At 73.1% G+C, this 21938-nt stretch carries 18 protein-coding genes; 6 read left to right on the top strand and 12 right to left on the bottom strand.

Annotated features, from left to right (window positions below):
* Positions 1 to 12: 12 nt before the first annotated feature.
* The 3 genes from ACFQS1_RS15330 to ACFQS1_RS15320 form a co-directional block, all read right to left on the bottom strand.
* Positions 13 to 1035 (bottom strand): ABC transporter permease, encoded by a 1023-nt coding sequence (locus tag ACFQS1_RS15330; protein WP_378968367.1) that lies wholly within the window; start codon positions 1033 to 1035, stop codon positions 13 to 15.
* 570 nt (positions 1036 to 1605) lie between these two features.
* Complete coding sequence (locus tag ACFQS1_RS15325) at positions 1606 to 2520, bottom strand: TIGR03619 family F420-dependent LLM class oxidoreductase (RefSeq protein WP_378968365.1); 915 nt, start codon at positions 2518 to 2520, stop codon at positions 1606 to 1608.
* A 4-nt stretch (positions 2521 to 2524) separates the two neighbouring features.
* Entirely contained in the window at positions 2525 to 3928 is a 1404-nt protein-coding gene (locus ACFQS1_RS15320; protein WP_378968363.1) for an Hsp70 family protein, read from the bottom strand.
* 118 nt (positions 3929 to 4046) lie between these two features.
* Here ACFQS1_RS15320 and ACFQS1_RS15315 point away from each other — a divergent pair, with 118 nt between their 5' ends.
* Positions 4047 to 5018, top strand: a complete 972-nt coding sequence (locus ACFQS1_RS15315) for a GNAT family N-acetyltransferase (protein ID WP_378968360.1) — start codon at positions 4047 to 4049, stop codon at positions 5016 to 5018.
* Here the strand turns inward: ACFQS1_RS15315 and ACFQS1_RS15310 are convergent.
* Positions 5005 to 5727, bottom strand: coding sequence for a tetratricopeptide repeat protein (locus tag ACFQS1_RS15310; RefSeq protein ID WP_378968358.1), 723 nt, complete (start codon positions 5725 to 5727; stop codon positions 5005 to 5007). The two genes, ACFQS1_RS15315 and ACFQS1_RS15310, sit on opposite strands and share 14 nt — an antisense overlap.
* 201 nt (positions 5728 to 5928) lie before the next feature.
* Here ACFQS1_RS15310 and ACFQS1_RS15305 point away from each other — a divergent pair, with 201 nt between their 5' ends.
* Positions 5929 to 7560: a glycoside hydrolase 5 family protein gene (locus ACFQS1_RS15305; RefSeq protein WP_378968356.1), complete on the top strand. Its 1632-nt coding sequence runs from the start codon at positions 5929 to 5931 to the stop codon at positions 7558 to 7560.
* A 99-nt stretch (positions 7561 to 7659) separates the two neighbouring features.
* On the opposite strand, the gene ACFQS1_RS15300 is transcribed toward ACFQS1_RS15305, so the two are convergent.
* The 8 genes from ACFQS1_RS15300 to ACFQS1_RS15265 form a co-directional block, all read right to left on the bottom strand.
* The gene (locus ACFQS1_RS15300; RefSeq protein ID WP_378968354.1) at positions 7660 to 8991 is read right to left on the bottom strand and encodes a glycosyltransferase; all 1332 of its coding nucleotides are present in this window, start codon (positions 8989 to 8991) and stop codon (positions 7660 to 7662) included.
* The gene (locus tag ACFQS1_RS15295; RefSeq protein WP_378968352.1) at positions 8975 to 10201 is read right to left on the bottom strand and encodes a glycosyltransferase family 4 protein; all 1227 of its coding nucleotides are present in this window, start codon (positions 10199 to 10201) and stop codon (positions 8975 to 8977) included. The genes ACFQS1_RS15300 and ACFQS1_RS15295 overlap by 17 nt, the downstream gene beginning before the upstream one ends.
* The gene (locus ACFQS1_RS15290; protein WP_378968351.1) at positions 10198 to 11592 is read right to left on the bottom strand and encodes a lipopolysaccharide biosynthesis protein; all 1395 of its coding nucleotides are present in this window, start codon (positions 11590 to 11592) and stop codon (positions 10198 to 10200) included. Before ACFQS1_RS15290 ends, ACFQS1_RS15295 begins: the two co-directional genes overlap by 4 nt.
* Before the next feature lie 44 nt (positions 11593 to 11636).
* The gene (locus ACFQS1_RS15285; RefSeq protein ID WP_378968349.1) at positions 11637 to 12440 is read right to left on the bottom strand and encodes a hypothetical protein; all 804 of its coding nucleotides are present in this window, start codon (positions 12438 to 12440) and stop codon (positions 11637 to 11639) included.
* The gene (locus ACFQS1_RS15280; protein WP_378968347.1) at positions 12437 to 14293 is read right to left on the bottom strand and encodes a hypothetical protein; all 1857 of its coding nucleotides are present in this window, start codon (positions 14291 to 14293) and stop codon (positions 12437 to 12439) included. The genes ACFQS1_RS15285 and ACFQS1_RS15280 overlap by 4 nt, the downstream gene beginning before the upstream one ends.
* Positions 14290 to 15402 carry a glycosyltransferase family 4 protein gene (locus tag ACFQS1_RS15275; protein ID WP_378968345.1) on the bottom strand — a complete coding sequence of 371 codons (1113 nt, stop codon included), beginning with the start codon at positions 15400 to 15402 and terminating at the stop codon, positions 14290 to 14292. Before ACFQS1_RS15275 ends, ACFQS1_RS15280 begins: the two co-directional genes overlap by 4 nt.
* Positions 15399 to 16229, bottom strand: coding sequence for a glycosyltransferase family 2 protein (locus ACFQS1_RS15270; RefSeq protein WP_378968343.1), 831 nt, complete (start codon positions 16227 to 16229; stop codon positions 15399 to 15401). The genes ACFQS1_RS15275 and ACFQS1_RS15270 overlap by 4 nt, the downstream gene beginning before the upstream one ends.
* 90 nt (positions 16230 to 16319) lie before the next feature.
* Positions 16320 to 17090, bottom strand: a complete 771-nt coding sequence (locus ACFQS1_RS15265) for an L-type lectin-domain containing protein (RefSeq protein ID WP_378968341.1) — start codon at positions 17088 to 17090, stop codon at positions 16320 to 16322.
* A 163-nt stretch (positions 17091 to 17253) separates the two neighbouring features.
* On the opposite strand from ACFQS1_RS15265, the gene ACFQS1_RS15260 reads away from it, so the two are divergent.
* The 4 genes from ACFQS1_RS15260 to ACFQS1_RS15245 all read left to right on the top strand — a co-directional run bounded on the left by ACFQS1_RS15260 (position 17254) and on the right by ACFQS1_RS15245 (position 21922).
* A complete protein-coding gene (locus ACFQS1_RS15260; protein ID WP_378968339.1) occupies positions 17254 to 18015 on the top strand; it encodes a glycerophosphodiester phosphodiesterase in 762 nt (253 codons plus the stop codon).
* Between the two features lie 328 nt (positions 18016 to 18343).
* Positions 18344 to 19720: a hypothetical protein gene (locus ACFQS1_RS15255; RefSeq protein WP_378968337.1), complete on the top strand. Its 1377-nt coding sequence runs from the start codon at positions 18344 to 18346 to the stop codon at positions 19718 to 19720.
* A 111-nt stretch (positions 19721 to 19831) separates the two neighbouring features.
* Complete coding sequence (locus ACFQS1_RS15250) at positions 19832 to 20668, top strand: siderophore-interacting protein (RefSeq protein WP_378968335.1); 837 nt, start codon at positions 19832 to 19834, stop codon at positions 20666 to 20668.
* Between the two features lie 117 nt (positions 20669 to 20785).
* A complete protein-coding gene (locus tag ACFQS1_RS15245) occupies positions 20786 to 21922 on the top strand; it encodes a CynX/NimT family MFS transporter (RefSeq protein WP_378968333.1) in 1137 nt (378 codons plus the stop codon).
* The last annotated feature ends 16 nt before the right edge of the window (positions 21923 to 21938 follow it).

The following is a 21938-nucleotide window of genomic DNA, read 5'->3' as shown; positions in this document are numbered from 1 at the left end:
GCGTCGACGGGGTCACCGTCGGGTGCGGGGATCGAAAGCGTCTCGGATCGAGTCACCGAGCAGGCTCAGCGCCAGCACCAGGATGCTGATCGCCAGAACGGGCAGCCACAGGTAGAGCGGGTCGGCCCGGTAGTAGGTCGTCGCGTAGGCGATCGTGAGCCCCCACGACGGGGTCGGCTCGACCAGACCCACGCCGAGGAAGGTCAGACCCGCCTCGGCGACGATGTAGGTCGGCAGAGCCAGCGAGGTGGAGATGATGATCGGCGCCACCAGGTTCGGCAGCAACTCCTTGAACAAGACCTTGCGGGTGGGCACGCCGAGCACCTTGGCGGCGGCGATGAACTCACGCTCGCGCAGCGAGAGGACCTCGCCGCGGATGAGCCGGGCCAGGCTCGCCCAGCCGAAGAACGTCAGCACCAGGATGAGCGAGGCGAAGCGCGCCTTGGTGACCTCGCTCGTGCCGGCCTCCGTCGCGTCGCCCACGAACAGGGTGAGCAGCACGGCCGGGACGGCGATCGCGAAAAGCAGGTAGGGCAGGCTCAGGACGAAGTCGATGACCCACGAGATGATCCGGTCGACCCAGCCGCCCATGAAGCCGGCGAGCAGACCCATGACCACGCCGATCAGACCGGTGAGCGCGGTGACCGAGATCGCCACGATGAGTGACGGCCGGGCGCCGTAGACGAAGCGGGCGAACAGGTCGCGCCCGAGCCGGGGCTCGATGCCGAACCAGTGGTCCGAGGTCGCCGAGATGGTGGGCAACCCGTACTGGTCGAGCAGGTCCTGGTGGAGCGTGGTGGGGTCCTGGCCCTCGATCTTGGCCAGCAGCGGCGCGAAGACGGCGATCGCGACGAAGAACAGGAAGATGCCCAGGCAGACCATGGCGATCCGGTCCTTGCGCAGGCGCGCCAGGGCGATCTGGGTCGGCGACTTACGCCGCGTCTCGACCTTTTTCGCCTCGCCGGTCGGCGTGGTCATCGCGTCGAGCGGGGCGCCCGTGCGGTCCAGGGCCGCCTCTTCGATCAGCGGTTCCACGCTTCAATCACCTCCATGACGACACACCCTCACATGCGTCGTGCGTGAGAGGTATTCGGATGCTGCGGTTGGCAAACTAGTCCGGAACCGGCTCGTAGGAAATGAGTTGACGCATCGAATGAATAACAGCCCGCTGAAAGCCCCTCGTCAGCGGGATCACACCTTGTGGGCTCCCCGCAGGGCACGAACACCCACTTGAGCGGACAAACCACGTATCTTGGCGATCAAGACTGGGCGGTATGTCGGAAATCACAACTCAAAGGGCAATCGTACTGTTGCGCAAAGTCATCGAAGTCCGGTTCCCGGGTTTGCGGTTCGCTGTTTCGCCCGGGTTTCGCCGTGATGTCGATCATGGATGTCGTCCACCGTCGGATCCTGCGGCGGTGAGCGCTTCCACACGGAAGATCTACGGCCGATCGACCGGACGGGGGTCGGATCGACGGCGCGAGGGCCCGCCGAGGCACGGTTCCGTGTTGATCACCGTTACTCCTTGAAGTCGGCGGCCGCACCATTCCGATTACGATTGGGTCGCCATTCCCGGCGATTACCGGAGTTCGACCGGCGTCATCACTACTCCCCGAAGTTGATCGGCGCGAGGGCGGTGAGGATCTCCGCGGCCCGCTCCCCCGCGGCGACCGGGTCGGCGTCCGGCCCGCCGATCAGCGGATCCCAGTTCAGGTCGTAGAAGAGCTCGGTCACGCCCGCCTGGGCGTACAGCTGGGCGCCACCGCGGATCTGCGCCCAGTCCCCCGACAGCGGCATCGCGTCGTCCCGCCGGCCGGCCCGCACGGTCCCGCGGACCACCACGCGGACCAGGTCGGGGTCGCGGCCGGCCTCCTCCGCGGCCCGGCGCACGATCTGCGCGCCGCGCGCGACCTCCGCCAGGCTGGTGCGGCTGCTGGTCACCCAGCCCGCCGCGATCCGGCCGGCCCGCCGCAGCGCCGCGTCCGCGGTCCCGCCGAGCAGCACCGGCGGGCCGCCCGCCTGCACCGGCCGCGGCCGCATCGTGCTCGGCGGCACCTGGTAGAGCTCGCCGTCGAACGCCGCCACCTCGCCGGTCCAGAGGGCGCGCAGCACCGCGAGATACTCCTCGACGCGGCGGCCGCGCGGGCCGGGGCGCGAGCCGGTCGCCCGGAACTCGGGCTCCGACCAGCCGGTGCCCAGTCCCAGGTCGTGGCGTCCCCCGGAGAGCACGTCGAGGGTCGCGGCCTGCTTCGCGAGATAGGCGGGCGACAGGTACGGCAGGTTGATCACCGACACGCCGAGCCGGACGCGCTCGGTGAGCGCGGCGGCGTAGCCGAGCGCCACGATCGGGTCGAGAACGCTCCGGTAGACCGGCGCCAGGTGCTGCTCGCGCCCGGCGAGCAGCCGCTGGAACGACCACAGTCCGTGATATCCGAGCTCCTCGGCGAGCCGCGCGAACCGGCCCAGCGACGCGGGCGCGGCCCACGCCCCGGAAACGGGCAGGCCACAGCTGATCAACATGCGCTCACCGTAGCCGGGCGAACTCCGCGGTGAGCAGGTCGCCCAGCTCGGCCAGGCGGGCGTCGGGGGCGGCCGCCTGGATGGCCGCGACGAAGGACAGGTAGGCGGCCCGCAGGGCCGGGCGCGCGCCGTCGCGGACCAGGAGCAGGTGGGTGGCGTCGGCGACCGGGCGGAAGTCGGCGGGGGTCTCGGCCGGGACCCCCGGCAACAGGTCGGGTGGTCCGGCGGCCGACGTCGACGGCGCGGCCGGGCTGGGATCGGCCATCTCGGCGCGCAGGCGCAGGTTGGCGCCCAGCAGGCCGGGGCGGGAGCCCTCGAAGGCGACGGCCGGCTCGAACTCCCGGGCGATCAGGCCGGCGCCGATGGCGTTCAGGTGACCGGGGTCGAGGTCGGTGCGGATGTCGCCGGCGCCCAGGCCGAAATAGCCGCACAGCCGGTCCCGGACCGCCGGGACGCGGGTCGAGCAGCCGGAGAGCACCACCTGGTCGACGCCGTCGCGGCCGATGCCGTGCTCGGCCCGGGCGTTGGCCAGGGCGGCGGTGAGATGGCCGAGGGACTTGGTCACCTCGGGCTCGATCATGGCCTCGAAGCCGCGGCGGGACAGCGGGACGCCCGCGCTCACCGTGGCGGTCAGCGACGGCAGCTCGAGGACCGCTTGCTCGGCGGTGGACAGCTCCCGCTTGCGGCGCTCGGCCTCGCGCCGGATGCGGGCACGGACGTGGTCGTCGCGGCTCAGGTCGACGTGGTGCCGCTCGCGGATCTGCCGCAGGGCGTACCCGACGATGCGCTCGTCGAAGTCGTCGCCGCCCAACCGGGGGTCGCCGGCCCCGCCGAGCACCGCCACGCCCTCGGCGTTGATCCGCACGATCGCGGTCTCGAAGGTGCCCCCGCCCAGGTCGTAGATGGCATAGGTGCGCTCGCGGTCGTCCGGGCCCAGCGCGACGGCGGCCGCGACCGGGTCGTCCAGCAGTCGGCGCACGTTGAGCTGGGCCAGGCCGGCCGCCTCGCGGATGGCGCGGCGCTGGGGCTCGCCGGCCGAGCCGGAGACGGTGATGACGGCGTCGTGGACCGGGCCGCCGAGGAACGCCTCGGCCCGCCGCTTGAGCTCGATCAGCAGGAACGCGCAGATCTCGGGCGGGCGGTACTGTCGGCCGCGCAGGCGGACCCGCTCATCGCTGCCGAGCTCCCGCTTGACGCCGGCGATCACCGGCTGGGCGTCGCGCTCGGGCTCGCGCCCGACGACGATCTGGCCGGCGTCGTTCTGCGCCACGACCGAGCGAAGCGGGCCGGGGACGACCACCGGCTCGCGCCCGTTCCAGACCGACATCGTGCAGGAGGTGGTGCCGAGATCGATGCCGACGACCGGATGGTAGGAGGTGCCCGGATGGTAGGACGTGTGCTGGGTCAAGGCCGCCCCCTATGACCAGCGTGTCTGCCGGTCAAGGTACAAGCCGGAGCACTGACCATCATCGATCAGTCGGGCATCCGACGAAGGCTGGACAGCCGGGTGCCGGCCGGAGCCGGACGTGAGAGAGTTCACGCTCATGGGGCTGGAGCTGATCGATCTCACGCCGGCCGAGCTCGAGACCCGGCGCCCGGCGATGGCGGCGAACTATGCCCGCGACGTCGCCCGGAATTTCGGGGTCGACCCCGACCGGGCGCTGGAGCAGTCCGCCCACCAGATCGGCGCCGGCCTGCCCGACGGCGTCGCCACCGAGGGGCAGCTGCTGCGCAAGGCGGTCGACGACGGCGACGAGGTCGGCTTCCTGTGGGTGTCGATGCCGGGCACCGTCTACCCCGGCATGGCCTGGATCTCCGAGATCGAGGTCGCCGACGGGCTGCGCGGCCGTGGCTACGGCCGCCGGATGATCGCCGCCGCCGAGGCCGACCTGGCCGCCCGCGGCGTACGGCAGGTCGGCCTGCACGTGTTCGGGCACAACGTCGGCGCCCGCCGCCTCTACCAGCGGCTCGGGTACCGCATCCTGGGCCAGGTGCGCACCCGCCCGATCGTTGCGCCCGAGCTCCGGGCGGCCGGCGACGGCGACGGCGATGTCACGCTGGCGCCGATGACCCAGCAGGCGTACGAGGAGCACGTCGCCGCCCTCGCCGCCGGCGACCCGTTCGCACTGGTGCGCGACCCGTCCGCCACCACCGAGCGGGCGCTGCGGACGGCCGGCCGGATAGCGCCCGCCGGCGTGGCCACCGAGGGCATCCTGCTGCACACCGCGCACGTGCGGGGGCGGGAGGCGGGCTGGATCTGGACCTCGCTGCCGACCCCCGACCGGCCCGCGATCGGCCTGATCCTGCATCTCGAGGTCGACCCGGAGCGGCGCCGCCGGGGCCTGGGCCGGCGGATGATCGCCGCGATCGAGGCCGAGCTGGCCCGGCACGGCGTCCCCCGGATCGGCCTGAGCATCCCCGGCCGCGCGGAAGCGCTGGCCTTCGCCGACTCCCTCGACATGAGCCTGGCCTCCGAGCAGATGATCAAGGATCTCTAGAGCCGGGGTCCAGCGCGTCGTGCAGGGCCCGCGCGGCCCACCCCATCCGCTGCGCGCTCAGCCCGGCCGACCGCGCCTGGTGCACCGCCTCGCGCAGCAGGCGCAGCGCTTCGGGCCGGTTGCCGGCGGCCAGCTCGGCCTCGCCGAGCGCGAGCGTCCCGGTGGCGACCCGCCGCGGATCGCCGTACCGCTCCCGCAGCACCTGCGACATGCGCAGATGCCGCAGACCCCGGACCGGGTCGCCGGCCGCGTAGACGTAGTAGAAGCCGATGTGCCGGTGCACCTCGGAGCGCACCATCTCGTCGGCGTACCGCTCGGCCAGCGTGAGCGCCTCGCGGTAGAACGGGATCGCGGTCTGCCAGTCGCCGCGCAGCACCTGATGCACGAGCCCGAGCCCGAACAGCGCCTCGGCCGCCCCGGCCGGGTCGTCGGCGTCGCGCTGGATGGCGAGCGCCTGCTGGAACAGCCGCTCCTCGGCGGCCCAGTCGGCCCGGGCGAGGTCGCCGCCGAGCGCCTGGAAGTGCAGCAGCATGCCGAGCCGGGTCAGCGCCGCGGCCTCGGCCGTCCGGTCGCGGGTCTCGTGCGCCCGCAGCCGGGCGGCCTCCAGCAGCTGGCGGGCGGGCAGGTAGTCACCGGTGCGGAACGCGGCCTCGACGAGGGCCTCGCTTCCCGCGGCGAGCAGTGCCCCGGCGGTCGGCTCGCTCCCCATGGATCGACGGTACTGAACCTCACCACGGCACCGCGGTTCCGTCCCACGAAGAGAAACCGCTCGTCGGGCCGTTGTTGGTGCGGGCAACCGTCCTGCCACCGAGCCGCACCGTCGATGCAATCAACAACCCTCGATACCGATATGCAACTCGCCGATGGGAGGTACCGCTTGCGAACCGATACCTGACGAAGGGCCCCCCGAGTGAAGCTCTCCCGCCGCCGCGCCGCGGTCATCGCCTCGACGGTCATGCTGGGCCTTGTCCTTCCCACCACCCCGGCCGTCGCCAAGGCGGCCAAGCCCGCCGCCAAGGCCGCGGCCGCCAGGTCCGCCACCAAGCCGGCCACCGCCAAGAAGCCCGCTGCCAAGAAGCCCACCGCGAAGAAACCGGCCGTCAAGAAGCCCGCTGCCAGGAAACCCGCCGTCAAGAAGCCCGCCGCCAAGCCGGTGGTCAAGGCCGCGACGACCCCGACGCTCGCGACCCGGCTCGCCGCCGTCAAGACGGCCAAGGTGGTCAACTACTACCCATCGACGGCCGGCTGGTCGCGGATGTGGAGCGGCTTCGACGCCACCAAGGTCGACGCCGACCTGGCCAAGGCGCAGGCGATGGGCGCGACCGGCGTGCGGGCCATCGTCTTCCCGGCCACGTTCGGCTACCCGGCGCCGAGCACCGCCTACACCGACCGGCTGGCCACCTTCGTCAAGCTGGCCGCCGCGCACAAGCTGAGCGTCAAGCTCACGCTCTTCGACTGGTGGGACGGCTACGCCGACGTGGCCGGCAGCACCGCCTGGGCCACCGCGCTGCTCAAGCCGTACCGGAACGACCCCAGGGTCATCTCGGTGGAGCTGCAGAACGAGTTCGACGCCACCGACGCCGCCAAGGTCGGCTGGGCCCGGAAGATGGTGCCCGCCATGCGCTCGGCGTTCCCCACCATGCCGCTGACCTTCTCGGTGAACGGCACGGCCGGCGCCGCCGGCATGGCCGAGATCAAGTCGGCGCTGGCGTCGACCCCGATCGACTACTACGACTTCCACTTCTACGGCAACTCCGAGCGGGCGCTCGCGATGATCCGCCAGGCGCAGGCCGCGGTCTCGCCGGCCCCCATCGTGATCGGCGAGACCGGCCTCAACACGCTGCAGAACACCGAGGGCGAGCAGGCCGCGTTCCTGGCGCGCGTCTTCGCGGCCGCCGGCGCCGCCGGCGTCCGCTCGGTGGCGCCGTGGACGCTGACCGACTTCGCGCCCGGCACGATCCCCGACTCGGCGGTGGCCGAGCTTCCGGCCCAGTACCACTACGGCCTGTACCGCACGAACGGCACGGCGAAGCCGGCCGCGGCCGTGGTGAAGGCGGCCTGGACCGGCACGGCGATGCCGGCCACGCTGACCGACAACGGCTTCGAGAACGCCGCCGGGCGCACCCCGTGGCGCGCGTTCATGCCGGAGCTCGGCCTGGCGGTCAAGACGACGAGCGCGGCGCACAGCGGCAAATGGTCGGTCGCGCTCACGAACACCGGCAAGACCTCGGCCGGCTCGCCGTCGTTCCGCGTCGCCCCGATCACTCCGGTGCGGCCCGGCCAGAAGTGGCACGGCGAGGTGTGGGCACGGGGCAACGCGGCGACCGGGGCCACCCAGATCGCGCTGAGCTGGTTCGACATCGACGACAAGTGGCTCGGCGGCAGCTCGTCGGCGTCGCTGCCGACCGGCACCACCGGCTGGCGGAGGCTCTCGGTGGACGGCGTGGCCCCGGCCGGCGCGGCCAGCCTGCAGGTGCACCTCAAGTCGGGCGCCAACACCGGCACGGTCTGGTTCGACGACGTGCGGATCGCCACCTCCTGACCGGCCACCGCACCGACTGCCCGGGCGCTGCACCGACTGACCGGGCACTCCACCGAAACACGCCGCCGCTTCCGGATCCGGGTGCGGCGGCGTCGTGTTTCAGCGCTGCCGGGTGGGCGTGCGGCGGGCGCGCGAATTCACCATCGATGAGCCGGGGTGCGGTGCGCGCGGCAATTCATCAGGACACGGCACGTCGTCAGGACACGGCACGTCGTCAACACGCGGCACCTCATCGAGCCGCGGCGCCTCATCAACAGCGACAGCGGGCGGCATGACGCCGATCCGGGTGAGCAGCTTCTCGTAGGCGTCGACCGTGTTCTGCCACGAGCACGGATCGGCGTGCCGGGTTCCGATCAGCGGGAACGCGGCAACGATCGCCGCGGCCAGGGCCGCCGGATCGCCGGGCTCGGCGAAGCGGACGCCCGGATAGTCGCCGGCCGCCTCGACCAGGCCGCCCACGGCGGTCACCACGACCGGCAGGCCGTGGCTCATCGCGATGTGCAGCGGGCCGCTCGCCGAGCTGCGCCGATAGGGCAGCACCACCAGGTCGGCGGCGGCGAAGAACTCGTTCACCTCGGCGTCGCTCACGTACCGGTTCACCAGCTCGATCCGCGAGCGGGCCGGCGAGACGGCGATCATGTCGAGCGGCAGCCGCCAGCCCTCCCAGGTCTCGCCGACCACGGTCAGCCGGCAGTCGGCGGGCAGCAGCGCGAAGGCGTCGATCAGATCCTCGAGGCCCTTGTAGGGCCGGATCGTGCCGAAGAACAGCAGGCGACGGGACGCACGCTGGGCGACCGGCCGCCGGGCCGTCGATTCGTGGTGATCGTACGGGCCGTGCCGGGCGATCACCTGGGGGACGGTGCTCAGGCCGTACGTGTGCCGGATCGCCTCCTGATCGAAGCGTGAGTGGACGACGACGCCGGCGGTCGCGCCCAGCAGGGGTCTGATGAGCTTCCGGACGTAGCGCGCGGCCCAGCGGCGGGCGGCCTCACCGGTGTCCTGCACCTCGTGGAACTCGATCACCACCCGGGCGCCGGTCAGCCGTGCGGCCAGGCAGAGGACCAGGTAGGAATGGAGAACCGCGCCGGTCCACCACTGCAGGACGAGCACGTCCGGCCGAAACTTCCGGAGAAATCGGACCGCGCCGGCGAGGCTGGGCAGCCCCCACCAGTCGACGCCGTCGAAGACCGGCACGTCGGCGGCGTAGCGGAGGTCGTTCAGCGGCCGGCCCACCCGCGCGCGTCCCGGGTAGAGACGCGTCGGCAGCAGGTGGCGCATGAGGATGACGCCGACGTCGTGGCGGCCGCGCAGGGCATTGGCGAGCCGGCACGTGTAGTAGCTGATCCCGGAGGTGAACCGCCAGCCGGAGCCGACGATGAGGATCCGCTTCCGGGCGGCGGGACGCTCGGCGGGCTCAGGCGACGCAGGCACGGTAGATCTCCTCGATCTGCGGGACCACGCGGGCCGCGGTGAAGTCGAGCCCCCGCCGGTATCCGGCCGCGCGCAGGCGATCGGCCAGCGCCGACTCGGCGAGCAGCCGGGACAGGGCCGCGTGCAGGGCCTCGGCGTCGCCCGGCGGGACGTGCAGGCCGCTCTCCCCGTCGCGGATCATGTCGGCGAGGCCGCCGGTGCGGGAGGCGACCAGCGGGGTCCGGGCCAGCAGCGCCTCCACCGCCACCTGCCCCATGGCCTCCGTGATCGACGGCACCACCCCGGCCGCCGCGCCGTGCCAGGCGGCCATCACCTCGGCGTGCGGCACGTCGTGCCGCACGTGCACGCCCGGCGGGATCGGCGGCGTGTCGGCGCGGCGCGTGCCCACGCAGACCAGATCGGGCGCGTCGCGCATGGTGCGGGCCAGTTTCCGGTACGCGGTGAACAGCACGTCCACGCCCTTGTGCGGCCCGAGCGCCCCCACGAACAGCAGGTACGGCCGGCCGGGCAGCCACTTCGGCCGGGCCGTGTTGCGCGCCAGCTCGTCCAGCCCGTCCGGCACCAGGCTCGACACCACCCGCACCGGCAGGCCCGCGGGAAGGCGGGCGCGGTCGAGCGCCTCGGCCACCGACGGCGAGATCGCAGTCAGCGCGTCGATGCCGTGGTGCCGGTGCGCCCGCAGCGCCGCGGTCAGCGCCGCCGCCCGCGGCCGCCCGTATTGCCCGGCCGCGCAGGACACGCAGCGCGACAGCCGTGGGCCCGGCCGGCATCCGCCGCCGTCGCGCGCGTACGTCTTCTTGACGCAGGCGAGGCCGAAGTCGTGCGCGGTGTGCACGTGCGGCCGCCCCTCCCGGCGGTAGCGCAGCGGAAGGTAGGAGTACATGAGCCAGTCGTGGCTGTGCACGACGTCGTAGCCGCCGCCGCACAGCTCGCGCCGGATGTCCGCGACGGTGAGCGGGTCGGGCGCGGTGGGGTGGAACGGCTTGCCCGGGTCCCGGTTCATCCCGGGCAGCAGTGTGGTGGCGACGCTGCGGGCCCGGACGACGCGCACGCCGTTGCGGGTCTCGCCGTCCCGCGCCGCGGCGGTGGCCAGCGTGAGCACGGTCACCTCGTGCCCGCGCCGCACCAGCTCCTCGCTGCTGGTGGCGATGCTGCGCTCGAGCCCGCCGATCACGGGCGCGTAGAGATTGGCCAGCTGAAGAATCCTCACGGAGCCCTCCGGGTTCGGGAACGGGGTCGGGAGTACGGCGACGGGCGGCGGTTCCGGTTGCCCACCCGCATGGCCGGCCCGCGCACGACCGGGTGCAGCGGCGCTCGCGGGGCATGCGCCGGCCACGGCCGGGGCATCGGGCCGGACGTGGCGCGGCGGACGAGCCGGGCGTGGCCGGCGTGGGCGACCACGATCAGCGCGCCGGCGGACTGGCCGGTCAGCCAGGCGAAGCCGGCCGCCTCGATGCCCATCGACGGCAGCCACAGCCAGGTCAGGGCCAGGCAGGCGGCGGCCATCAGCAGGTTCAGGCGCAGGCAGCGGCGCAGCGCGCCCTGGGAGCGCCAGTGCGCGACGGCCAGGTTGGTGATCGCGTCCGGGATCGCGGCCAGAATCAGGATCTTGAGCAGGAGCCCGCCGCCGGCCGCGTAGGCCGGGCTGAACAGCGCGAGGATCCCGCCGCCGGCCAGGAACAGGCCGGCCGCGGGGCCGCCGATGACGACCAGCACGACCAGGGCGGCCCGCGGCAGCGAGGCGGAGCGGCCGGCGGCGTTGGTGGGTTCGGCGGCGTTGGTGGGTTCGGCGGCGTTGGTGCGTTCGGCGTACAGCGCGGAAGCCACCGCCGGCGACACCATGAACAGCACCGACGCGGTCATCCAGGCCATGTAGAAGTGGGCGTTGTCGGCGGCGCCCAGCCGGGCGGTGACCAGCACCGGGAGCACCGCGCTCGGGCCGGCCTGGGCCAGGTTGATCAGGTGGTGACCGGTGAGCGAGCCGCGTACGTGCCGCAGCTCGCCGGCCAGGCCCGCGCCGGCCAGCCGGTATCCCGGGCGCAGGCGGGGCAGGCTGCGGCTGAGCGTGTACCCGGTGACCGCCAGCGAGGGAAGGGTCCAGGCCAGCACGACCGCCCACGCGGTGGCGAACCCGGCGCCGGTCAGGGCGAGCAGGACCACGACCTTGCCGCCGGCCAGGGCGAGGTTGCGCCAGAGCATGCCCTGGCTCGCCCGATGCGCCACGAAGACGTAGTCGAGCAGCATCGACGCGGTCAGGGCGACCGCCGTGGCGACCAGGGCGGCGGCGCCGGCCGGCTCGTGCAGGAAGCCGAAGTTGCCGGCCAGCCGGGGCAGCACGAGCACGGCGGCCACCGCGGCGGCCGCGGTGGCGGCGCAGCCGAGGAGCAGGCCGGCGCTGACGATGCGGGACCAGGCGGCGGCGGGCACGCCGGGCAGGCGCTGGATGAACATGTGGCCGAGGCCGAGGTTGGCGATCATGCTGACCATCGTGGCCGCGGAGATCAGCGCGGTGGCGGTGCCGATCGCGGGGCGGGGCAGCTCGCGGGCCGCGACCATCCAGTAGAGATAACCGAGCCCGCTGGTGCCGACGGTGCTCGCCATGATGAGGACGCTGTTGCGGGCCAGCGAGTCGCGCCCGACCCGGCCTAGCAAGGCCCGGCCCCACAAGCCCGCCCGTGCGGGGCTGCGCCGCGACCGCGGGCATAGAAGACGGTGCTCGCCGCGCCCAGGCTGATCTCGACGCGATGCAGGCCGGCGCCCGGCGGGGCGGGCACGTGCACCCGGACCGCGCGGGTGCTGTCCGCGGCGACCTCCACCGGCTGCGGCGGGCCGGCGGGCCGGTCGCCGATGCGTACCGCGAGCGGCTCGACGGCGGGTGGGCGGCCGGCGCTGGAGACGCGGATCGGCACGTCCAGGCCGCCGGCCGGGATGGTCACCGGACGCGCGATGCCGGCGGCCCAGCCGCCCAGCGCCACGCTGGTGAAGCCGGGTTCCGGCGGGTGCGGCATCCGGACGTACGCGAAAGTGGCCGCACCTCCCACGACCAGCGCGACCACCCCCGGAATCGCCACCGCGGCGAGCGTGCGCGCGAAGCGCGGATCGGCCACCGCGGCGCCGGACCGTTCCCGCAGCAGCGCCACCCCGCCGAGCCCGGCCGTCAGCACGGCCAGCCCGGCGGTCAGCGAGAGCGCCCGGATCGGCACGCCAGCCAGGTGCAGCACCAGCGCGACCAGCGGAAGGCCGATCAGGCCGGCCGTCGCGCCGAGGCCGAGCCGGAGGAGCGCCGGCGGCGCCGGGCGGATCAGCACGCGCGACCACAGCTCCCCGATCGCGAACAGCGCACCGGCCAGGAAGATCCCCATCGGTCCGGACCGGCCGAGCGTGAGCTCGCCGAACGCGAGCGCGCCGAGGCAGACGCCGGCCGCGCCGAGCAACCGCGGGGTCGTCACGAGGCGACCTCGAAGTCGAAGCGGTAGATCGCGATGTCCCCGCTGTCGTAGATCTTGATGGTCCAGGGCAAGTGGTCGAACTTGGTGAGCTGACCGAGCGTGAAGGCCGGCCGCCCGTTGTGCCGGATCGGCTCGTTGGTCTCGAAGTAGATGCCGATCTCCGGCACCTCCCGGGCCATCCGCCGGTCGACGATCAGGTATTCGAAGTTCCACGAGCTCAGCTGGGCGATGAGGGCCGGCGGCACCGGCGTGCCGGGCTGCGCGAGGTAGAGCTCGTAGGTGGGGAAGGTGACCGAGCCGGTGACCGGGAACTGCCCGCCGGACGAGCCGAAGATGAGCCCGGCGTAACGGTCGGCGACGATGCGCAGGTCGCGGCCCTGGGTGGCGCGCAGCCAGTTCGAGGCGGCGACCACCTCGGGGGTGAGCGAGCGGGTGTCGGAGCCGTACGCGGGCGGGCCGGGAAAGCGGTAGGACGGGTTCATCCCGGCGGCGGTGTTGCCGACCAGCATCACCGCGACCAGCGCGACCAGCGCGGGCCCCGCGACCCGGGCGGCCCGGTCCAGCAGGGCGACCACCAGCGGGGCGACGACCAGGGCGATCCCGAGATAGCTGAACGCCCACGAGCGGCGCGCGCCCTCGGCGCCGGACGGGGTGAGGATGAGGACGGCGGCCGGGAAGTAGCAGAGGCCGATCGCCAGCGCCGCCGCCGCGAATCCGCGGCGGAGCGGATCGGCGGCCCGGCGCCGGCGCAGCCGCCACGCCGCCGGGATCATGGCGGCCAGGGCGAGGACCGGCGCGGCGAACGCGGCCTTCTGCTCCCACCAGGGCGCGACCGACTGCTGGAACAGCGTGCGCCCGCCCGACCCGCTGTCGTGGACCAGGCCGGCGATCTGGCCGAGCGCCTTGCCGAGGTAGGGGTCGAGGTAGCCGGCGGTCTTCGGCGCGACCCAGCAGAGCCAGCCGGTCACCAGGCCGGCGGCGGCGACCGTGAGCGCCCACCCGGTCCAGGCGGCCGGGGCGGCCCCGCGGCGGCCGGTGATCGCGGCCGAGAAGACGATCATGATCGCGATCAGGCCGAGCGCGGTGAGGTGGTGGGTGACGACCGTAGCCGCCGCGAGCACCAGCGCGGCGAGGATCCAGCCGGCGCCGCGGTCCGCCATGGCCCGCAGGAGCGCCACGAGCGTCCAGATCATCAGGGGGATCGCCAGCGACTCGTACCCGAACTGGGTGTCGAAGAACAGGAAAGAGCTGTTCAACGTGTACGCGATCGCGGCCACCGCCGCGGTCCGCCGGTCCCGCCAGATCTCCTCGGCGAGGACCGCCACGCCCAGCACCACGAGCACGTGGGCGGCGATGAGCACGAGCAGCGCGGCGCGCCAGACCGACGCGCCGGTCAGCGCGGAGACGGCGGCCACCGTGGCGTGCAGGCCGGGGAAGTCGCCGATCACCCGGACGATCGGATTGGGGTCGAAGAGGTGGCCGTCGAGCAGGATCCCGCGGCTCTGCCGCCAGTGCGCGAACTCGTCGTGGTACCGCGGGCCGGTCGGGTTGCGCAGGAGTTTCGGCAGGTAGGTGAAGCAGGCGTACGCGACGAGCACGGCGACCCGCAGCAGCGGGCCGGTGCCGCGGCGGCCCGCCCACCAGACGGCCGGCAGGGTGAAGACCAGCATGCCGAGCCAGAACCAGCCGAACGGGTCTCGTCCCCATTCGGCGGACCGGTCCGCGGTGACCAGCGCCGCCGCCCCGGCCACCCCGGCGGCGGTGAGAGTGGCGGCGCAGGCCATCGCCTGCGTCGTGCCGGGTGCCTTCGGGGAGATGCCGGCCGGGGACGGCCGGACCGCGGTCAGCATCATCGATCGCCCACTCCCTGCTGGATCAGCCGGGTCCGGGGCGCGACGCTCGCGTACACCTCCCGGGTGGACAGCACCACATCGCTCCAGGTCGGCAGGGCGTTGCTGCCGTGCCCGACCCGCCGGGTGGACGCCGCGACCCGCAGCGCGCCGGCCAGGGCGACCTCGTCGTCCGGGTTGACCAGCCACACCGGAACCCCGTCGCCGGCCATCGCGGCCAGCTCGCGGTGCGCCGGGATGAACGACGCCACGGTCGGGATCCCCGCGGTCAGCGCGTCCGCGACCGCCATGCCGAACGCCTCGTGGCCGGAGGCCGAGACGGCCGCCGCCGCCACCGTCATCCGCACCGCGAACGCGTCGCCGGCGAGCCGGCCGTGGAACACCACCCGCCGCCCGAGGCCCAACCGGCCGGCCACCTGCTCCAGCTCCTCGCGGGCCGGGCCCGACCCGACCACGTCGAGCCGGTGGTCGGCGGGCAGGTGGACCATCGCCCGGATGACCCGGTCGACCCGCTTGTAGCGCTCGAGCCGCCCGATGCAGAGGATGCTGCGCCCGGTCCGGTCGGCGGGCGCGGCCTCGGCCACGCGCACCGGGTCGGTGCCGTTCGGGATGACCACCATCCGGCCGGCGGCCTCCGGGAAGTGACGGACGAGCAGCTCGCGCTCGGCCCGGGTGACGCAGATGAGCCGGTCCGACCGGGCGACGATCCGGCGGCCCACCGGGCGGTAGATCGGGTGCAATGCCGCGCGCAGCAGGCTGTGCCCGGTGCCGTGGTAGTGCGGGGTGAAGACCAGCGGCGTGTCGTTGGAGAGCGCGGCCGGCAGCGCGGCCAGGGCGTGGTAGCTGTGCGCGTGCAGCAGGTCGTACCGGCCGGCGTTGGCGCGCAGCCACGGCCACAGCGCCCGGGAGAAACGGTAGTTCGGGGCGGCCACGGTCAGCGGGAAGCGGCGGACCAGCACCCCGTCGAGGATCTCCTCGGCCGCGGTGCCGTGCTGGGTCAGCACCTCGACCTCGTCGCCGCCCGCCGCCAGGGCCGCGCAGAGCCGGCGGCAGTGCGTCTCGACGCCGCCGACGTCGGGGTGGTACGCGCTGGTGACGACGCCGATCCTCACCGCGCCCGCTCCGCGAGGCGGGCCGGCCGCCACGCCGGCCGGTCGCGCCGCGGCCATTCCCGGGCGATGGTCCGCAGCACGCGCAGGCCGTCGGTCATCGCGTTGAGGTTGCTCTCGCCGTGGATGCGCGCCTGCTCGAAGCTGGCCACCTCGACGATGCGCAGCCGGGCGCGGGCCGCGCGCAGGTTGAGCAGGGTCTCGATCTCGAAGCCGTCGCCCCAGAGCCGGCCGCCGCCGCTCGGCGGCGCGGGCGTCGTGCTGTCCAGGCCGAAGACGTCGAGGTGCCGGGCCCAGAAGGCGTTGTAGCCGTAGCAGAGGTCGCTGTACCGGGTGCGGAACAGCGTGTTGACCAGCACGCTCAGGCACTTGTTGCCGGCCCGGCGCAGCCGGGTGATGTCGGCGCTGCCGCCGGAGCCGCGGAACCGCGAGCCCTTCGCGAAGTCGGCGCCGCCGCGCAGCGCCGCGATGAAGCTCGGGATCTCCGTGGGGTCGGTCGATCCGTCGGCGTCGATCATCACCAGGATGTCGCCGGTCGCGGCGGCGAAGCCGCAGGCCAGCGCGTTGCCCTTGCCCCGGCGGTTCTGCCGGACGACCCGGATGCCGGGCATGAGGCGGCGGGCGACGCCGACGGTGTCGTCGGTGGACCCGCCGTCGACCAGGATCACCTCGTCGACCTCGGGCAGGCGGGCCAGCACGTACGGCAGGTTCCGCGCCTCGTTGAGCGCCGGGACGACGACGCTGACCAGGGGCTCGCCCGACGGGACGACCACCTGGGGTATCTCGGTCTCCGTTCCGGCCGATGGGCTGACGTAGGGGACCGTGGACATGGCAGTTCTCCAAGGCTCAGTGGGGTGCTGCGAGGTGGTGCCGGAGGCGCGGCCGGCGCCCGTCCGGGGCCCCGGCCGCGATGAGGTCGATCAGGCGCCGGCGCCGTCGACCGTCCACGAGTAGATGTCCTGCTTCGAGAGGGCGTTGCCGGTGCCCGCGGTGAAGCCGACCCAGGCCGTGTCCGAGCCGACCTCGCCGGCCAGGTCGACGGTGGTCTCCAGGGCGAGCTCCTCGGTGGCGCCCGCGCGCAGCGACTTGACGTAGACGCGCAGGGCGTTGCTGCCGGCGTCGTAGTTCACCCGGGCCCAGAACGGCCGGCCGTACAGCGGGATCGACGGCTCGCCGACGGCCGAGTGCTGGTCCGGGTTGCCGCCCATCACCACGGCGAGGTGGTTGTTGCTCGGGTCGGTGGAGTTCTGGAATGTGTCGAACTCGACCGCGACGCTGTGCTTGATGCTGCGGTAGCCGAGGCCGCCGCCCCAGCCGCCGAGCGCCCGCGGGCCGTCGTCCTGCACGAGGAACGCGATGCCGTCCGCGCCCGGCCGGAAGTGGTGCAGATAGACCTTGAAGACCGACTCGAACGACTCGTTCAGGTCGAGCTTCTTCCGCGACCAGGCCGAGCCGACCTGCCGGTACCCGCCCGCGGTGAGCCGCAGGATGCGCTGGTGTAGGCGGCCGGACGAGGTGAGGATGTCGGCACTGCCGTTGCGTTCCAGCGTCTTGGAGGCGCCGGCGAAGGTCGGGTAGTTGATCAGCGGTTCGCCGTCCGCCGCGAACGCGCCGGAGGGCGCGACGCCCCCCGCTATGGAAAGGGCGAGGGCGGCGATCAGCCCGCCTCGAGCGACTCGTGATGAGACCACAGTTCTGCGCTCCATTTCGGATGATTTGCCCCACTTGGACGTGCCTCAAGGTAGGACAGCGCGCAGAGCCGCGTAAGCGAGTCCGGGTTATTTACCTCAAATTGGACGTTTCCGGTGAATACCGCCGCGGCCGGTCGCCGCGCCGACGCCGTACGATCCCGGCGTGCTCCCTTACCTGGATGCGCCCACGCCCCTGGCCTTCGCCCACCGCGGCGGGGCGGCGGTCGGCGACGAGAACACCGCCGAGGCGTTCGCGCGCGCGATCCGGCTGGGTTTCCGGTACATCGAGACCGACGTGCACGCCACCGCCGACGGCGTCCCGGTCGTCTTCCACGACGACACGCTGGCCCGGCTGACCGGCCACCCCGGGCGGGTCGCCGACCTGCGCTGGGCCGATCTCGCCACGGTCCGGGTGGCCGGCGCGGCGGCGATCCCGCGCCTCGACGAGACCCTCGACGCCTGGCCGGACGTGCGCTTCAACATTGACGTGAAGGCCGGCCGCAGCGCCGAGCCCACGGTCACGACGGTCCGCCGGGCCGGCGCCGAGGACCGGGTGCTGCTCGCGTCGTTCAGCGACGCGCGGCTGGCCGAGCTGCGCCGGCTGGCCGGGCCGCGGGTCGCCACCTCGCTGGGCATGCGGGCCGTGGCGCTGCTGCGGCTGGCCGCGTGGACCGGGGCGCCGCTGCGGCTGCCGGCCTCGGCGGTGGCGGCCCAGGTGCCGGTGCGGCACGGACGGATCACCGTGGTCGACCGCCGGTTCGTCGATCGCTGCCACCGGCTGGGCCTGCAGGTGCACGTGTGGACCATCGACGACCCGGCCGAGATGATGCGGCTGATCGACCTCGGGGTGGACGGGATCATGACCGACGATCTGCCGGCCCTGCGAAAGGCATATGAATCGCGTGGCCTTTGGCCGAGCAATTAGCCGGCGACACTCACAGGTTCTTTTGCGGCACCGGAAGCCGATCTTGGGTTACATTGAAGGGCGCAGCGGGGCGGTGACGGTCCGTAGATCGCCACTCATCTAAGTTCGCAGGTCAGCCAAAAATCTCGTGATCTTGTTGAACCCCCGGGCATCGTCCGTTCGGAGGATGCTCGGGGTTCGCGGGCGGCGGCATATTTCTTCTTTAAGTTTGGGACAAGAATTCATCAAATTCGCTGCTTGAATTGCTATTTCGCGGCGTGCCTCATACCGTTCGAGGACCGGATTTCAGGGGCCGGACGAAATTCTTCGGAAAAATGAGGTATCGCGCATGCGTAGGTCGGCTTACCGCCGTGCTGCCGCACCATCCGGCGGCAACCGGCGGCTCCTCGCGGTCGGTGCGGTCATCGCCGCGCTGGGCGCCGTCGTCGCGTTCACCACCATCTCCAGCGCCGCCGAGAACGACGCCCCCGAGGGCAGCGGCGCCGGCAAGGTGGTCAACGGCCAGGTGATCCTGACCGACACGTGCGTGGACTCCAAACTCGAGGGGCACGACGGCTTCCAGAAGGGCGACCGCTGCGTCTCCACCGAGTTCGGTGAGGTCAGCTCCGCGGCCAACAACCCCTCGCTGCTGATCACCCAGGCGCCCCGTACGGTCACGGTCAACACGCCGTTCACGCTCAAGGTCAGCACGCGGAACCTGATCCGCGACCGGTTCCTCGCGGCCGGCAAGGGCGGGTACTACGTGGAGAGCTCGGTGCTGCAGAACGGCATCAACCGCGGCCACTTCCACACCGCCTGCCGAATGCTGACCAGCACGCGGGAGGCGCCCGACCCGTCGCCGGTCCCCGCCTTCTTCGTGGCGACCGAGGACAGCAAGGGTGGCAAGGCCCCCGACACGGTGACCATCGAGGTGCCCGGCATGCCGGCCATCGGCACCGCCCAGTGCGCCTCGTGGGCCGGTGACGGCTCGCACCGCATCCCGATGATGGAGCGGGCCAACGAGACGCCGGCCCTCGACGCCGTCCGCATCCAGGTTCGCGGCGCCAACAACGGCGGCGGCGACAACAACGGCGGCAACACCGGCGGTGGCGGCGACAACAACGGCGGTGGCGCCAACAACGGCGGGAACACCGGCGGCGGCAACGACAACGGTGGCAACAACGGCGGCGGCGCGACCAACGCCCCGACCACCGCGCCGGCCACCACCGCCCCGACGACCAAGGCCACCCAGCCGACCACCAAGGACGACTTCACCCCCAAGGCGACCCCGACGACCAAGAAGCCGGGCACGACGACCGGGACGAAGAAGGCCGAATCCACCTCGAAGACGAAGGCGCCGTCCTCCACCCGTACCGAAGAAAGCGACGCCACGGCGACGGACGACGACACCGCGAGCGACGACACCCGGCGCGCGGAGACCTCGGAAGCGAAGCCGAAGGCGAGCAAGAGCTCGGCGGCGGCCGCCGCCGACGAGGGGGACGACATCACCTACACCAGCGACGACGGCCAGCTGAACTCGGGCCTCGAGCCGCCGACCGCCGAGCAGGTGGCCGCGCGGACCACCACCCAGCAGAAGAGCGGCGTGCTGGCGCTGACCGGCAGCAACACCGTCGCCTTCCTGGGCGCCGCGGTGGTGCTGATGCTGGCCGGCCTCACCGTGATGGCGCTGACCCGGCGCCGCCGCCCGGGGACGCCCTGGGAGTGACCCGAACGGCAGACAAGGGGCGGCCCGCCATTGCGGCGGGCCGCCCCTGTGCTGTGAGGGTAGCCTTACCGGCGACGAGGCGGGCGATCATCCGAGCGGAAGAGGATCAGCATGCCGAACAGGCCGGCACGGCCAGCCCACCGGGCGACGGTCACCCGGGTGGAGCGGCTCACCCCGCACATGATCCGGGTGGTGGTGGGCGGTGAGGGCCTCCGGGCGATCACCGCGGGCGAGTACACCGACCACTACGTGAAGGTGCTGTTCCCCCGGCCCGGCGTCGCCTATCCCGAGCCGTTCGACCAGGGCGTCGTGCGCGAGACGATGCCGCCCGCGGAATGGCCGGCGATCCGCACCTACACGGTCCGCAAGTGGCTGCCCGAGGTCCCCGAGATGTGGCTCGACTTCGTCGTGCACGGCGACGAGGGCATCGCCGGGCCGTGGGCCGCACGGGCGAGGCCCGGCGACCCGTTCCTGTTCATGGGGCCGAGCGGGGCGTACGCGCCCGGGGCGGACGCCGCCTGGCACCTGCTGGCCGGCGACGAGAGCGCCCTGCCGGCGATCGGCGCCGCGCTCGAGCGGATGCCGGCCGGCGCCACCGTGCGCGCCTTCATCGAGGTGTCCGGTCCCGACGAGGAGCAGAAGCTGGAGACGCACGCCGACGCCGAGATCGTCTGGCTGCACCGGGGCTCGTCCCGGCCCGGATCGCTGCTGGGGCCGGCGGTTCGCGACTGCGCGTTCCCCGAGGGCCGGGTGCACGCGTTCGTGCACGGCGAGGCCAACCTGGTCAAGGAACTGCGCGCCTACCTGCGCAAGGAGTGCGCGATCCCGCTCGATCAGCTGTCGATCTCGGGCTACTGGCGGCTGGGCATGAACGAGGACGGCTGGCAGTCGTCCAAGCGCGAGTGGAACCAGCAGGTGGAGCGGGAGCAGGAGCGGCCGGCGGTGTGAGGGCCCGCACTCCGGCAGGCATCCGGGGCCGGCAGCGCCGATGATGTGTAAGTGGTGATTGCCGAAGCTGAGCTGACAGATACTCGTACCGGGAGAACCCGCGCGCGCCTGATCGCCGTGGGGGCCCTGCTGCTGGCCGCGGTCAACCTGCGGCTCGCGGTGACGAGCGTCGGCCCGGTGCTCAGCGAGATCCGATCCGGGCTGGGCATGAGCTCGTCAGTCGCCGGCCTGCTCACCTCGGTCCCCGCGTTCTGCTTCGCGATCCTCGGCCTGGCGGCGCCCCGGCTGGCCCGCCGCTTCGGCCCGGCCCGCGTGATCATCGTGGGCCTCGCGGTGCTCGCCGCCGGCCTCGCGCTGCGCGCCTACGTGCCCGGGACCGCCCTGTTCCTGCTGCTCAGCGTCGTGTCGCTGGCCGGCATCGCGGTCGTGAACGTGCTGCTCCCGATGATCGTCAAGGAGCAGTTCCCCACCCAGGTCGGCACGATGACCGGCCTCTACACGGTGGCGCTCAACCTCGGCGCGACCCTGGCCGCGGCCGCCACGGTGCCGCTGACCGACGCGTTCGGCGGCGACTGGCGCCTCGGCCTGGCCTGCTGGGCGGTGCTGGCGGCGATCGCGCTGCCGGCGTGGATCCCGCTCGCCCGCCACGATCACAAGGTCGACGACCAACCCCGGACCCAGGATCTGGTACGGGTCAGCCGGCACCCGGTCGCGTGGGCCCTCGCCCTGTACTTCGGCCTCCAGTCCACCTCCGCCTACGTCATCATCGGCTGGCTCCCGCAGATCTACCGCGACGCCGGGCTGTCCGCCGACGAGGCCGGCCTGCTGTTCGCCGCCACCTCGCTGCTCGGGGTGCCGCTGGGCATGGCCCTGTCGTCGGTGGCCGGCCGGGTGCCCAGCCAGAGCTGGATAGCCGCCGCGCTGGCGGTCTTCGGCGTGGCCGGCTACGCGGGCCTGTGGTGGGATCCGGCCGCCGCGCCGTGGGTCTGGGCAGTGCTGCTGGGCATCGTCAACACCGCCTTCCCCCTGGTCCTGACCATGATCGGCCTACGCGGCCGGACGCCCGGCACGGTGGTCCGGTTGTCCGCCTTCGCCCAGGGTGTCGGTTACCTGCTCGCCATCCCCGGGCCGATCCTGGTCGGCGTCCTGCACGATCACACGGACGGCTGGCGGGCGCCGCTGGCCCTGATGATCGTCCTGATGATCCCCCAGGGCCTCGCCGGCATGGTCGCCGGCCGCAACCGCCAGGTCTGACCCCCGCGGCTCCCGC

The organism is Paractinoplanes rhizophilus (genome assembly GCF_042664765.1).
GTDB classification, from domain to species: domain Bacteria; phylum Actinomycetota; class Actinomycetes; order Mycobacteriales; family Micromonosporaceae; genus Actinoplanes; species Actinoplanes rhizophilus.
Note: the sequence above shows the minus strand (reverse complement) of the source record. Positions and strands in the feature narration are given on the sequence as shown.